11 protein-coding genes are annotated in these 13,743 nt (G+C 55.8%); 3 read left to right on the top strand and 8 right to left on the bottom strand.

The annotated features are described in order from the left end of the window. Positions 1–94: 94 nt before the first annotated feature. From ACDI13_RS13890 to ACDI13_RS13870, 5 genes are all read right to left on the bottom strand, one after another. The gene (locus ACDI13_RS13890; protein ID WP_316988244.1) at positions 95–643 is read right to left on the bottom strand and encodes a DUF924 family protein; all 549 of its coding nucleotides are present in this window, start codon (positions 641–643) and stop codon (positions 95–97) included. A 47-nt stretch (positions 644–690) separates the two neighbouring features. Next, positions 691–1,470, bottom strand: a complete 780-nt coding sequence (locus tag ACDI13_RS13885) for an ABC transporter ATP-binding protein (protein WP_316988245.1) — start codon at positions 1,468–1,470, stop codon at positions 691–693. Further along, on the bottom strand, positions 1,467–2,234 hold the full coding sequence (locus tag ACDI13_RS13880) for an ABC transporter ATP-binding protein (protein ID WP_035273692.1): 768 nt from the start codon (positions 2,232–2,234) through the stop codon (positions 1,467–1,469). Before ACDI13_RS13880 ends, ACDI13_RS13885 begins: the two co-directional genes overlap by 4 nt. Then, positions 2,231–4,126, bottom strand: coding sequence for an ABC transporter permease (locus ACDI13_RS13875; RefSeq protein WP_316988246.1), 1,896 nt, complete (start codon positions 4,124–4,126; stop codon positions 2,231–2,233). Before ACDI13_RS13875 ends, ACDI13_RS13880 begins: the two co-directional genes overlap by 4 nt. A 67-nt stretch (positions 4,127–4,193) precedes the next feature. Then, a complete protein-coding gene (locus ACDI13_RS13870) occupies positions 4,194–5,411 on the bottom strand; it encodes an ABC transporter substrate-binding protein (protein WP_316988247.1) in 1,218 nt (405 codons plus the stop codon). A 470-nt stretch (positions 5,412–5,881) separates the two neighbouring features. On the opposite strand from ACDI13_RS13870, the gene ACDI13_RS13865 reads away from it, so the two are divergent. Beyond that, entirely contained in the window at positions 5,882–8,317 is a 2,436-nt protein-coding gene (locus ACDI13_RS13865; RefSeq protein WP_316988248.1) for a penicillin acylase family protein, read from the top strand. 71 nt (positions 8,318–8,388) lie between these two features. On the opposite strand, the gene ACDI13_RS13860 is transcribed toward ACDI13_RS13865, so the two are convergent. Both ACDI13_RS13860 and ACDI13_RS13855 read right to left on the bottom strand, forming a co-directional pair. Then, positions 8,389–9,501: a GGDEF domain-containing protein gene (locus ACDI13_RS13860; RefSeq protein ID WP_316988249.1), complete on the bottom strand. Its 1,113-nt coding sequence runs from the start codon at positions 9,499–9,501 to the stop codon at positions 8,389–8,391. Positions 9,502–9,615: 114 nt separating this feature from the next. Beyond that, positions 9,616–10,530, bottom strand: coding sequence for a LysR family transcriptional regulator (locus ACDI13_RS13855; RefSeq protein ID WP_316988250.1), 915 nt, complete (start codon positions 10,528–10,530; stop codon positions 9,616–9,618). Positions 10,531–10,636: 106 nt separating this feature from the next. Between ACDI13_RS13855 and ACDI13_RS13850 the strand changes: the two genes are divergently transcribed. Together ACDI13_RS13850 and ACDI13_RS13845 are read left to right on the top strand one after the other, a co-directional pair. Further along, positions 10,637–12,226: a sulfatase-like hydrolase/transferase gene (locus tag ACDI13_RS13850; protein WP_316988251.1), complete on the top strand. Its 1,590-nt coding sequence runs from the start codon at positions 10,637–10,639 to the stop codon at positions 12,224–12,226. Between the two features lie 37 nt (positions 12,227–12,263). Beyond that, complete coding sequence (locus tag ACDI13_RS13845) at positions 12,264–13,235, top strand: tripartite tricarboxylate transporter substrate binding protein (RefSeq protein ID WP_316988252.1); 972 nt, start codon at positions 12,264–12,266, stop codon at positions 13,233–13,235. A gap of 199 nt (positions 13,236–13,434) precedes the next feature. Here ACDI13_RS13845 and ACDI13_RS13840 read toward each other — a convergent pair whose 3' ends face one another. Continuing rightward, on the bottom strand, positions 13,435–13,629 hold the full coding sequence (locus tag ACDI13_RS13840) for a hypothetical protein (RefSeq protein ID WP_316988253.1): 195 nt from the start codon (positions 13,627–13,629) through the stop codon (positions 13,435–13,437). Positions 13,630–13,743 lie beyond the last annotated feature (114 nt).

The raw sequence follows: 13,743 nt of genomic DNA, 5'->3' as shown, positions 1-13,743 counted from the left end.
TTACGTGTGGGTTTAGGTTTGGAGCCAAAGCCTAGGCCCAGTCCCAATCAAGATCAAGACTCAGCTTCTGCTGCAGATCCAGACTCAAAACCCATCAACCGGAAAAACCACCGCCCTCCAGAAACGTCTGTTCTTCCGCAGTGGTAGTACGCCCCAGAATCGAGTTGCGATGCGGGAAGCGGCCAAAGCGTTCGACCACATCCAGGTGCTCTTCGGCATGATCCAGCCAGGGACGGCCAATTTCCCGATTCAGGCGCACGGCCTCTTGCTGGTCCGCCAAGTTCTCCGCATGAGAATACGGCAAGTAGCAGAACACACGGCGCTCCACCGGAATTTGTTTATCCAGACCCTTGGCCACCATTTCCTTGGCAATCGCCAAACCCTTCTCATCGGTCGCATACATGCGCGTAGTATTGCGAAAAGAGTTGCGCGGAAACTGATCCAGCAGAATCAGCAAGGCATAGGCCCCTTCTGCCGTCTGTGCCCAATCATCCAGTTCGCCCCTGGCCGCACGTTCGTGCCAGTCCAAAAACCGCTCACGAAATTCCCGGTCGAAGTCATCAGACTTGCGAAACCATTTCTCTGGCCCTGATTCAACCCAGAAATCAATGACGGTCTGGGGATTGGGGCGTGCATCTGTCATGGTGTTCTCCTGGAGCCGATCCGGCCTCGCTAACTGGAGGCCCAACGTTAAACGGACAGGTAAGTGCGCCGCACGTGTTCGTTGGCGCTTAACTCCTGCATGACGCCACTGTACCGTATTTGCCCTTTTTCAAGCACATAGACCCGATCCGACACCAGTTCGGCAAAATGCAGATTCTGCTCGGACAGCAAGATACTGACACCGGCCTGCTTGAGCTCCAGAATCATCTGCACCATCTGCTCGACAATCACCGGAGCCACACCCTCGGACGGTTCATCCAGCAAGACCAGATAGGGATTGCCCATCAAGGTGCGCGCTACCGTCAGCATTTGCTGCTCGCCCCCGCTCATCTGTCCGCCGGGTCTGTCCTGCATCTGCCCCAGATTGGGAAACAGGCTGTACAAGCGTTCAGGCTGCCAGTGCGGGGCTGCGGCGCCATCTGGCCAACGCCGTGCTGGTTGACGGCCTACTTCCAGATTCTCCGAGACACTTAAATCACTAAAGATACGGCGCTCTTCGGGCACAAAGCCCAAACCGGCACGTGCAATCTCAAAAGGCTGCTTGTCGTGAATGGCCTGCCCCATGAATTCGATATGGCCGTTGGATCGCTCCATCAAACCCATAATGGACTTCAAGGTTGTGGACTTGCCCGCGCCGTTGCGCCCCATCAAGGCGACCACTTCGCCGCGCTGCACCGTCAGGGACAGATCAAACAGAATATGCGCGGCACCGTACCAGGCATTCAAGCCATCTACGCTCAGCAAAGGCTGCGCGTCCGCCCCGCCTGCGGCGATTCGCTCAGAACCGGCTAATAAGTCCTGCGTCATGCTGGCTCCTTGTTCTCGAATGTTTTGCCTGTTCCAAAGTAGACCTCCTGCACCTTGGGATGCTGGCGAATATAGTCCGCATCCCCTTCCGCCACTAGCCGACCACGGGCCAACACCAGCATGCGGTCCGAGTGCTCGAACACCACGTCCATGCTGTGCTCGGTAAACAGCACACCCATATTGCGTTCGATCACCAGTTTTTTGGTCAGGCGCATCAACTCATTGCGCTCTTTGGGGGCCATGCCTGCTGTGGGTTCATCCATCAGCAACAGACGGGGGTCGTTGGCCAGTGCAATCGCCAGCTCTACCCGCTTCACATCGCCATAGGCCAGCTCGCTGCAAGGCCGTTCAGCCTGAGCCAGCATGCCCACCTGATCCAGCAAGTCCAGCGCACGTGCCCGCTCGAACTGAGCCGCACGACGCCAGAAGGAAAACAGTTTTTTCTGATGCGCCAGCAAGGCCATCTGCACGTTTTCCACCACTGTCAAAGAGGCAAACGTCGCGGCAATCTGAAAGGTGCGACCCACGCCCAAAGCAGCAATCTTGCGTGGGGCCAATCCCACCAGCTCCTGATCACCCAAGCGCACCGAACCCGCGGTTGGCGTCAACTGCCCGCCCACCATATTGAAGGTGGTGGTTTTGCCTGCACCATTAGGGCCGATCAAGGCCAGAAACTCCCCGGCCTGCACATCAAACTCGATACCGTCTACGGCCAGATTGCCGCCAAACGCTTTTTTAAGACCTCGTACTTGCAGCAAACTCATGACGATGCCTCCGGTGCAACGCGACGGTGCGCCCAACGTTTGAAAAAGCCGGCAATACCCTGTGGGAAAGCCAGAACCAGCAACAGAATCACGCCACCAAACAAGGCGCGCCAATACTGAGTGATGCCCAGGAAAAAGTCCTGCAGCAAGGTGAATACGGCTGCGCCCACTACTGGACCGACCAGGGTTTGCAAGCCACCCAGCAAGACCATGACCAAGCCATCCACAGACTTATTCACCGCAATCACCTCAGGCGAGACACTGCCTTTTGAAAACACAAACAAGGCACCGGACAGACCAGCAAATGTGCCCGCCAACATAAAGGTCAGCCACTGTACGCGTTTAACGGGAATGCCGATGGCCTCAGCCCGCAAGGCCGAATCCCGACTGGCACGCATGGCGTAGCCAAAGGGCGAAAACAAGATGCGACGTAACAAGAAAGCGGCTGCCACAACCACACACAAGGCGAAATAATAATAGCGATCACCGGACAACCATTCGGCTGGCCAGACTCCGACCAAACCATTAGAGCCGCCCGTAAAGCTGTCCCACTGATACACGATGGACCAGATAATCTGCGCAAAGGCCAAGGTCAACATGGCCAGGTAGACGCCGGACAGACGAACGCAGAACCAGCCAAAGATCAGCGCCCCCAAACCTGCGACAGCGGGAGCCAAGACCAAAGACCATCCCATCGACCAGGCCGCCGCTTTGAACAGCAGAGCCGCGGCATAGGCGCCCAGACCAAAATAAGCAGCATGACCAAAGGAGTTCATCCCCCCTGGTCCCATCATGAAATGCAGGCTCAATGCAAACAAGGACAACACCAGAATATCCAGAGCCAGCACAGGCGCGTATGGGAACCATTCGTTCATCAGGGGCAAGGCGGCCATCCCCCCCAGAACCACCAGCACCATGACCTGGAAAGCTCCGCTTCCGGCTCGTAACGGTGCCTCAATCGGGGCCGAGTTACGGCTGACGGCTTGAGCACGCCCAAACAAGCCCCAGGGCCGGAACACCAGTACCACCGCCATGAAAATGAACTCCACCACCAGCGTCAACTTGGGAAAAGCAAAGTCCACGCCAAAGAAGGTGACCGTGCCCAGAGCAATACACAGGGCCTTCAACTCAGCGACGATCAAGGCAGCCACATAGGCACCGGGGATGGAGCCCATGCCACCGACCACCACAATCACAAAGGCGTCCCCGATCACGCTCAAATCCAGCAGCAGATTGGCGGGCTGACGCGGCAATTGCACGGCACCACCCAAACCAGCCAGGAAGGCCCCTAAGGCAAAGACCCCCGTAAACAACCAGGCCTGATTCACGCCCAGCGCACCGAGCATTTGCCTGTCGTGGGTCGCGGCGCGCACCAGTACGCCCCATCGGGTACGGGTCAACAAGAGCCACAGCAAGCCCAGCACCACCGGACCGATCACGATCAGCACCAGGTCATAAACCGGGAAGAAGCGTCCTGCAATGGAAACAGAACCGCTCAAACCCGGCGCCAGCGGCCCCAGCAGATCTTCCGGCCCCCACACCGCCAAGGCCCCGTCATTAATCACCAGCACCAGGGCAAAGGTGGCCAATAACTGGAACAGCTCGGGCGCTTTATAAATGCGCCGCAACAGCACGATTTCCAGCAAGGCCCCCAATGCGCCGACCAGCAAGGCCGCCACAATCAGGCCAGCCCAGAATCCCAGCGCCGAACCACCCATGAATTGCACCGTGGAATACGCCATGTAAATGCCCAGCATATACAGGGAACCGTGTGCAAAATTGACGATGCGTGTCACCCCAAAGATCAGGGACAAACCCGCCGCCACCAGAAACAAAGACGATGCCTCGGCCAGTCCGTTAAGGAACTGAACCCATAAACCCGATAAGGCCATTACTGCCTCGCGTCAGAAGTGGCGCGCCAGACGGCGCGCCGATCTACGAAATACTGCGTTCTTGGAATTATTGATTGGCCGCGGCAGGACGCCACTGGCTGACTTGCTCATCCGTAGGCTGTACATCCTTGCCATCGGCATAACGAATATTAGTCATGATGCCCTTGCCGTCTTGCTTGGCCAGCACACCCACATACGCCCCCTGTGTGGACTGCTGATCTTGCGTGCGGTAAGTAATAGGACCAAAAGGCGTGACCACATCCAGACCACGGAAGGCTTTGATCATGGCTTCGGTGTCGGTAGAACCGGCTTTTTCAATACCGGCGGCAATCGACACAATGGTGCTGTAGCCAATAATCGTGCCCAGGCGTGGGTGCTCCTTGTACTTGCCCTGATAGGCTTTCAAAAAGGCATTGTGCTCGGGTGTGTCGATGGCATACCAGGGGTAGCCCGTCACAATCCAGCCTTCCGGCGTTTCTTCACCCAAGGGGTCCAGGTATTCGGGCTCGCCGGTCAACATGCTGACCACCGGCAAGGCAGGGCTGAAGAACTGGCGCTGATTACCGGCACGAACCAGACGAGCCAGGTCGGACGCAAAAAGTACGTTAAAAACCGCATCAGGCTTGGCTTCGGACAAAGCCTGCACCACGGCACCGGCATCGACCTTGCCCAACGGCGTGGCCTGCTCAGCCACGAACTCGATATCGGGCTGGGCTTCTTTCATCAGAGTCTTGAACGTGGCAACGGCGGACTGACCGTACTCGTAGTTGGGGTACACAATCGCCCAACGCTTCTTGTTCAGCTTGACGGCTTCCGGCACCAGCATGGCGACCTGCATATAGGTGGAGTTGCGCAGGCGGAAGGTGTAGCGGTTGCCATCGGCCCAGACGATCTTGTCGGTCAACGGTTCGCTGGCCAGAAAGAATACTTTTTTGTGTTTGGCAAAGTCGGTAATGGCCAGACCAATATTGGACAGGAAGGTCCCGGTCAGCACATCGACCTTTTCCCGCGAGATCAATTCCTCGGCGGCGCGTACGGCATCGCCGGGGTTGGAATTGTCATCCTTGATAATCAACTCCAGTTGCTTGCCGTGAATCCCCCCAGCCTGATTGATCTGCTCAACCGCCAGCTCCATCCCGTTTCGATAAGGCCCCAAAAAAGCGGGCTGGGACTTATAGCTGTTCAACTCTCCAATCTTGATGACCCCTTCAGCGGCAGCGGTGGCCCCCAAAGTTTGCAACATCATCGTTCCTGCCAGTGCTACCCCTGCAAATGTCTTGTTCATTGTCTTCTCCGTGGGCTTGTAAGGCGAAACACGACTCAGCAACTTGTCTTGTTTTAGTAATTTAAAGTGTACACATGGTATTTTTGCGAGTAAATCGACCAAGACCTAGGGATATACCCTTGAACACTTTAAACATAAAACACAACTAGTCAGGCAGAAAGCCGTTAAAGCAAGGAGAGCGAGAAGAAATGAGCAGAAAAAGTAGATAGCCTGAAAAGAAGATAACTACCGATATACAGTGACTACACTTAATAAGCCCAAAGATTAAAACGCAACCACCCTACCTGGTTCCTGCACGCGCCGAATCATGGATTTCATAAACTGCTCCATCATATCCGGCAAGCCGCTTTTGTACTGGGGAAATCCTCTAGAAGCTTTCACCTGAAAATATCAATACCTAAAGAACTTTGACGTTATATTCTCAAGAGATAAAAAAACGGTAGCCCCATGGCTACGCTTGAGGAGACAAGATGTTGAACTTCCCCCGTCGCTTCCCATCCCGACTGACCCTTGGCGTACTGAGCACCAGCATCTTGCTGGCCGCCTGTGCCAGCACTTCCGTGAATGATCGCAGCGTTACCATCAAGCGCGACAGCTATGGCACGCCGCACATCTATGCGGACAGCACCTATGGCCTGTTCTATGGCTATGCCTATGCCGTCGCGACGGACCGTCTCTATCAGATGGAAATTGCCAAACGCTCTGGCTGGGGAACGGTGGCAGAAGTTCTGGGAGCGGATTTCCTGGAGCTGGATAAAGTCACCCACAGCAACATCGACCCGGACTCTATTCGCAAGCAATTGGCCGCTCTTTCCAAAGAAGACCGCGCCATGTTTGAGGGCTATGCGGCAGGCTTTACCCAGCGTGTGCGCGAGGTAAAAGCCCAACGCGACACCTTGATGCCCAAAGAGTTTCTGGACAAAGGCTTTGAACCTTCTGAATGGCAGCCCGAGGACATTGCCATGGTCTGGGTAGGTCTGATTCTGAACCGCTTCTTTGCCGGTACTGCGGAAGTGGCCAACCTGAATCTGCTGGAAACCTTGAAAGCAGACCAGGGCGCGGAACGCGGCGAACAGCTTTACAAACAACTACGCTGGCTGAACGACCCGACCGCCCCCACCATCATTGCGCAGCCGGAGGCCAAGACCGCTCTGGCCGACTTGCCTACGCATTTGCAGGCCCTGTCCACACACGCTGCGCAGGACTATCTGCGCAAGCAGGCTGTCGCCCTGGGCCCCACCGTGGCCGCCGGCACACCGACGGCCAGCAATGCCTGGCTGCTGGGTCCTGAAAAGACGACCCACGGCCATGCCGTGCTTTACAACGGCCCGCAACAAGGCTGGTACACCCCGTCCATTACCTATAGCGTCGGCCTGCACGGTGCGGGCTACGACCTGACCGGCACCACTGCCGTTGCCCTGCCCGCCATTCTGTTCGGCACCAATGGCCAGATTGCCTGGGGTTCCACTGTAGGTTCACTGGACACCAACGACGTTTACCAACTGCGCTTGAAAGACGGTGATCCGCATAGCTACTGGTACAACAATGCCTGGCGTCCCATGGAGCACAAGCAGGTGCGTATCAAAGTGCGTGGACAGGACGATGTCACGCTGGACGTCTACCGCGCGGCTCAAGGTTATGTCAGCAGTTGGGACAAAAAGAACAACACCGCCTACGCCAACCGCCGTACCTGGGAAGGTCGGGAAATTGAAACCCTGCTGGGCTGGGCCCATGCGGCCAAGGCCCAAAACTGGGATCAATTCATGGCCCAGGCAGCCCGCGTCAGCGCCTCCATTACCTGGTTCTATGCCGATACCAAGCGCAATATCGGTGCCGCTGCCTTGGGCCTCTTGCCACAACGCCCTGTCAGTCAAGCCATCCAGTTCCCGGCCACAGGAGACGGCAGCATGGAATGGCAAGGCTTTCTGAGCTTTGAGCACAACCCGAAAGTGCTGAACCCGCAGCAAGGCTATATCGCCAGTTGGAACAACAAGGCCTACGGCGCCTTGCTGGCTGACAATGCCAACTTCTCCTATGTAGACCGCGTGCAGGAACTACTGGCACCGCTGCAAGCCAAGCAGCGCCTGAGCGATGAAGAAATCTGGGGCATTGACTCCCTGGGCGCACGCTCGGACCTGAATGCGCGCTACTTCGCCCCCCTCATCCAGGCAGCCGCCAAGCTGCCACGTGCCAGTGCCCTGGCCCGTCAAGCTGCCGAGCAGTTGAGAGGCTGGGACTACAAGCTGCACGTCGCCAGCAACGGCAAGCATTACGAAGGCAGTGCTCCGGCTGTGATGCAGGCCTGGATGCACGCTGCGGTCCCTGTATTCCTGAAAGGTCGTTTGCCTGACAGCGTCTACCAGACCTACACGCAAGGCCTGTACCCGGCCATGGATGATCCACGCAGCGCCCAACCCGCTGCGGCAGCCAAGCTGATCTGGAACGCCATCCAGGGCCCGGCTGCTGGTGTGCCACAGACCATTGATTTCCTGCAAGGTCGTCCAGCCCAGGAGCTGGTACTGGATGCGCTGGAACAAGCGGCCACCTCGCTGGAGCAAGCGCAGGGCGCACAAGCTCAGCAATGGCGTGCTCCCTCTGTTTCCATGTTGTTTGCGGCACGTAATGCGATTGGGGTGCCTTGGTCTGACCCTGCGTTCGAGCGCCGCCTCATGCCTTATCTGAACACCGGCAGCGCCCGCTTCCAGTACGTGCTGGACCCTGCTGGCGTGCGCATGTGCTCGATCATGGCGCCGGGGCAAAGTGGTTTCATCAATCCCAAAGGCGAAGCCGACGCACATCACTCGGATCAGCTTGAAATGTTTGCGGCCTTCAAGTGCAAGAACGATGCTATCAGCGATCAGGACATAGACAAGGCCAGCCAGGAAAGCCAAACCCTGCACTACTAAGGAGTCGATCGCCAAGGGGGCCTGGAGTCTTTGCCACTCCAGGCCCCCTTGGTTGACGTAGCCCGACAGGTTTAATCTGTCGCCACCACCTGGTTGCGACCCGCACGCTTGGCGTCATACAGGCGTTGATCAGCCTGAACCAGCGCCTCTTCAATGACCTGACCGGGCAGACACACTGCCAGGCCCATACTGGCCGTAATCTGAAAAGACTCGCGGTCATGATTGTAGAAAGTTTGTTCCTGCACCCGACGCAAAAGCAAATCCGCAAAGCGCAAAGCCTGCTCATCACGACGCCCGGCCAGAATCAACACAAACTCCTCGCCACCATAACGTGCCGCCAAGTCATGGGGCCCCAAATGCGCCTTGAATAAAGACGCGGTACGCGTCAAGACATCATCCCCTACCGAATGGCCATGGGTATCGTTGATCTGTTTGAAATGATCCAGATCCACCATCAACACATGCAGTTTTTCCTGGACAGGTCCCTGCCCCAATTGACGACTGACCGCCCCCCGGTTCAGCAACCCAGTCAAGGTATCGTGCGTGGCTTGCCGATATAAACGCAACAAAAGTCCCAGATGAAAGTAATTGGCGGTCAGGGCCACAACCAGCAAAGCACTCAACAGCCACAGATCCTGCAAACCTTTCGCCGTCATCCAGGTTCCCGAACTGACACTGGCCAATACCTGCAAGGCAATTAACGCGCCCCCTACCAGCGCAGACTCCAGCAAGGTAAAGGGAAAAATGCTTAAGGTCGCCACCAACAGAAAAGGGATAAAGCCGTAACCCAGTACCACATAATGCCCGGCCCCCGAGAGCGTGAGCAGCATATAGGCGTAAAAAGAGGCTGGCAAAATAAAAACCAGGCCACTTAACACATAAATACGGGTGATACGCTGGTGGCCATTGAAAGCAAACCACACACACGCGATCAGCCCCCCCAGACTGAACACTCGCACCGCCATTAAATGTGTGGGCCAGCCGGGCAAAACCAACCAGTCCATCACAGTCCAAAGGGGCGTCAACAAGGCAAATAACAAGCCAACTAATACGACGCGGCTGCGTAAGTACTCCATTCGGGCATGAATGAAGTCACGAGAATGGTATTTCCCGCTCAGCGTGTCGCGCACCGAGCTGATACTGATCGCTTGCAAGTTTTTCCAACCTTCCAGAACAGTTCCCATCAATCAATTCGCCAAGAAGAAACAAAATAGCATGCTGGCAATTTTTAGTTACATGCATTTAAAAAACAAGCTGTCAGCTCTTTCAGGGTCAGCCCCTGCTGACCCTGATTGACATCACACTGTGTGAGGCTGCTTGCTCATCCAGCTAATGACCTCTTCCAGCATTGGCTCACCCGAGTCCTGCGGGCGCCACAACAGACCAAGCTGACCGTGCAAACGCGGGTCGCTCCAGCCCAGCTCCAGGATACAGAGCTCCGGATAGACCGGCACCATACTGCGCGTCATGGGAACCAGGAAATCACTGCCAACGGCCACCCGTGCATTGGTATGCGCGTAGGCAGACTCGATCGCACAAGTGGGATACGGCAGCCCCTTGGCATCCAGGCTCAACTCGAAACTGCGCCGCATAGGACTGTTTTTGGGCGGTAATACCCAGGGGTACTCCAGCGTCTGCTCCCAGGTCACTTCCTCTTGCCGAGCCAAAGGATGCTTGCGGCAAGCGGCCACCCCCAAAGGCACCATGCCCAACGGCAGATACGCCATCGCCGGGTTCCGGCCTGCTTCATCCACACGGCCAATAACCAGGTCCAGCTCACCCTGTTCCAGATTGCGGCTCAAAATATCCAGCGTGCCTTCCTGAATCCGGATATGGCATTGCGGATCGCGCTGATGCAAATACACCAGCAACTGCGGCAAATAAACCGCGGCCACCATCGGCGAAATACCCAAGGTAAACTGCTGGCGGAATCCCTGCCGGTATTGCTCCAAAGTCGCATTCATGCGGTCAAGGCGATTAAGCACCCCTTGAGCCTGGGAGACCAATGCCAAGGCCGCCGGTAAAGGCTCAATACCGCGCGCATGGCGCTCGAACAAAGGCATACCTATACTGTCTTCAAAGTCCTTGAGCCATTTTGACAAGGCAGGCTGGGTCATATTGGACTGCCGGGCCACATCGCTCATGCTTTTTTGTTCGCACAAACGAATTAAAACCTGCAGATGCTTCAAGCGAATGCGTTCACTCCAGCTCATGACTTACCTATATGAAAGAAGTATATATACCTGCAAGTTATTCAATTTAACATTATGGCTACTGCTTCCATAATGGGTATACCCGAAGCTACAAAATAGGCACTTCATGGCTCAGTCAGTACCCAATTTTTTATTAATCATTGCGGATCAACTCCGTGCAGACCATTTGGCTTGTTACGGCAATAAAGAAATAAAAACACCCAATCTGGACTCTTTGGCCGCTCGTGGTTGGCGTGCGGAGCGATTCTACGTCGCCACCCCGATCTGCATGCCCAACCGTGCTTCCCTGATGACTGGCCGCATGCCTTCGGTACACGGCGCTCGCCACAACGGCGTTCCCCTACCGCTGGACTCCACCACGTTTGTCGATGTACTGCGTCAGGCAGGCTGGGGCACTGCCTTGGTGGGCAAGGCACATTTGCAAAACATAACGGATACCCCCCCCCTCTACCCACGCCCGGATGATCCACCGACCAAGGGGGAAGCCCGCCCACCCCTGCCGACCAACGATTACGGCCAGGAGTGTGGCCAATGGTGGCGCGATCGCGCCGATCACGGCGTACAACTTCCTTTTTACGGTTACGAACACGTGGACCTGGCCATTGACCACGGCGATCAGGTCTGGGGTGACTATGGTCGCTGGCTGCAAAATGAACATCCTGACATCGCCGCCCTATCCGGCCCTGAGAATGCCATCCCGACTCCCGACTACGAATTGAGTCGTATCGGCCAAGCATGGCGTACCCGCGTGCCAGAAGAGTACAGCACCACAGCCTGGATTGGTGAGCGTACCCGCGCGGTGCTGGATAAATATGCCCAGGAACAACAGCCCTTCTTCATTCAATGCTCCTTCCCCGACCCCCATCACCCCTACACCCCGCACGGTCAATACTGGGATATGTACAAGCCTGAAGAGGTCAGCCTGCCCGACTCCTTCCACCTGGGCCCCCATCCCTTGCCAGCCCATCTGCAACTGCTCCATAAACGGCGCGATGAAGGCAAAGCGATCAAGCACACGCCCACGCTGTTCGCCTGCTCAGAGCGCGAAGCGCGCGAGGCAATTGCTCTGAATTACGGCTCCATCACGCATATCGATGCCGAGATCGGTCGCATTCTGGATCATCTGGAGCACACCGGCCAGGCGGAGAACACCATTGTCATGTTCATGAGTGATCATGGCGATTTCATGGGCGACCATCAGCTCATGCTCAAAGGCCCTGTACATTACCAAAGCATTATTCGCAGCCCCTTTATCTGGTTTGACCCAAAGGATGCGAAATCTCAAGGCACAAGCACGATGGTCTGTTCTACCATTGACGTCGCGCCTACGGTTCTGCAGCGCGCAGGCCAGTTGCCCTACAACGGCATTCAAGGCCGCTCCTTGCTGAAAGTGATACAGAACGAAGCCGTGGATTGGCGAACAGGCGTATTGATTGAGGAAGAAAACCAGCGCAAGCTGTTCAATACGCCTATTCGCACCAAGCTGCGCTCGCTGGTCACACAGCAGCATCGTCTCAGTCTGTACGAGGGCGGTCACATCGGAGAGCTGTACGATCTGCAAGCCGATCCACTGGAACAACATAATTTGTGGAATGAACCTGACGCGCAAACGTTAAAAACAACGCTTTTGTGTCAATTGATCGACACCATGATGGCTCACAGCGAAACCAGCCCCCTGCCTTTGGCGATAGCGTGAGATAGATACTGTTACCCACCCCTATCTGGAGACCTCTATGCCCATCCTTTCCTTGCTGCGCAACGTAAGCATTTGTGCGCTGATCCTACCTTTGGCTACACCAGTCCAAAGTGCCGAGGTGGCCACGCTTGTCGTCAGCTCCGCTGCAGGCGGCCCGCTGGATGTCCTGGGTCGCATGTTGGCCCGCGAGGCTACTGAAACCACTGGTCAAACTATTGTGGTGGAGAATCGCGCGGGTGCGGCAGGCTCGATTGCTGCCGACGCAGTGGGCCGAGCCAAACCGGATGGCAATACCTTGCTGCTGACTCTGGATACGGTTGCCACGGCCAATCCCCATATTTACGTCAACAGTAAATTCAAGATCGAGGACTCCCTGGAGCTGGTATCCTTGCTGGGTACCTTTGACCAGGTCCTGGTGGTTCCCAGCAAAACTGGTATCACAACACCAGCCGAGTTTCTGGAGCGTGCCCGCGCCAAGCCCATGAATTACGGCTCTGCCGGTATGGGCTCGCCAGGACATTTGATGATGTCGGCCTTGACGCAAGATAGCGGGATCAAGCTGGATCACATTCCATATCGCAGCAATAGCGCCGTGGTCAATGACATGTATGGCGAGCGTCTGGACAGTGGTTTCCTGACCATTGCCGGTGTTTTGGGTCCGATCAAGGAAGGCTTGCTGACGCCATTGGCGACTTCTGGCGGAAAACGCAATCCTTTATTGCCCGAAGTCCCTACATTGGCCGAAGCAAAGTTACCCGGCCTGGAGAACTTTGACGAGAGCTTCTCGTACCTGGTTTTCACCACCAAGGGTTCACCTCCAGAGAAGATCAAGGCATGGAACGACTTGCTGAGCGACATCGTGAAACGTCCTTCTACCGCCGAGACTTTGCGGATGCTGGATATTCAAGCCTACGATTCATCCAAGGTTTCGCCAGCGCAATGGGTACAGCAGCGTAATGCGCGCTGGGAGCAGATTGTGCGAGAGAACAATATTCGTTCTGATCAGTAATTGGTGAAGTTACGGACTCTGAAATGAACCACACCCCAAAAATTGGATACTTTTCCAACCTTTGGGGTGTTTTTTATGGACTCCATAAGTGCATAGATATGACAGAGCACGGAGTTTTTTCATGAAGTTGCCTCAGGAAGGCTCACTACTTGATAGCAATGCAGTTCCTCAAAAGAAGAAAGCAGAAATAGGTAGCCGGTCAGAACAGGTGTAGCGGTGTTCCCGGCCACCCACACAAGGCGCCGTATTCCTGCATCAGCTCCTCCAGCGTGGGAATACGCGTTCCTACCGGCCACTCGCCACGCTCCAGGCGCGCTCGCAAGGTATATTTCACTTTGAGCGACAGAGGCAATTTGGACTGTTTGCGCAGCGATGAACGTGTGGGATCAACCATACGAAGAGACAATCAAGCACAAAAAAAGTGATAAGCCCACATCATAGCCTGCGATGCAATAAGCTGCTGATAGGCCAAAACAATTTAATCTTGAACAAGCAAAGCGTTTATTTT

The organism is Alcaligenes faecalis, assembly GCF_041521385.1.
GTDB classification, from domain to species: domain Bacteria; phylum Pseudomonadota; class Gammaproteobacteria; order Burkholderiales; family Burkholderiaceae_B; genus Alcaligenes; species Alcaligenes faecalis_E.
Note: the sequence above shows the minus strand (reverse complement) of the source record. Positions and strands in the feature narration are given on the sequence as shown.

Excerpts from the sequence above, each read along its gene's own strand:
- ACDI13_RS13890 (WP_316988244.1), bottom strand. The coding sequence starts at position 643 with ATGACAGATGCACGCCCCAATCCCCAGACCGTCATTGATTTCTGGGTT.
- ACDI13_RS13885 (WP_316988245.1), bottom strand. The coding sequence starts at position 1,470 with ATGACGCAGGACTTATTAGCCGGTTCTGAGCGAATCGCCGCAGGCGGG.
- ACDI13_RS13880 (WP_035273692.1), bottom strand. The coding sequence starts at position 2,234 with ATGAGTTTGCTGCAAGTACGAGGTCTTAAAAAAGCGTTTGGCGGCAAT.
- ACDI13_RS13875 (WP_316988246.1), bottom strand. The coding sequence starts at position 4,126 with ATGGCCTTATCGGGTTTATGGGTTCAGTTCCTTAACGGACTGGCCGAG.
- ACDI13_RS13870 (WP_316988247.1), bottom strand. The coding sequence starts at position 5,411 with ATGAACAAGACATTTGCAGGGGTAGCACTGGCAGGAACGATGATGTTG.
- ACDI13_RS13865 (WP_316988248.1), top strand. The coding sequence starts at position 5,882 with ATGTTGAACTTCCCCCGTCGCTTCCCATCCCGACTGACCCTTGGCGTA.
- ACDI13_RS13860 (WP_316988249.1), bottom strand. The coding sequence starts at position 9,501 with ATGGGAACTGTTCTGGAAGGTTGGAAAAACTTGCAAGCGATCAGTATC.
- ACDI13_RS13855 (WP_316988250.1), bottom strand. The coding sequence starts at position 10,530 with ATGAGCTGGAGTGAACGCATTCGCTTGAAGCATCTGCAGGTTTTAATT.
- ACDI13_RS13850 (WP_316988251.1), top strand. The coding sequence starts at position 10,637 with ATGGCTCAGTCAGTACCCAATTTTTTATTAATCATTGCGGATCAACTC.
- ACDI13_RS13845 (WP_316988252.1), top strand. The coding sequence starts at position 12,264 with ATGCCCATCCTTTCCTTGCTGCGCAACGTAAGCATTTGTGCGCTGATC.
- ACDI13_RS13840 (WP_316988253.1), bottom strand. The coding sequence starts at position 13,629 with ATGGTTGATCCCACACGTTCATCGCTGCGCAAACAGTCCAAATTGCCT.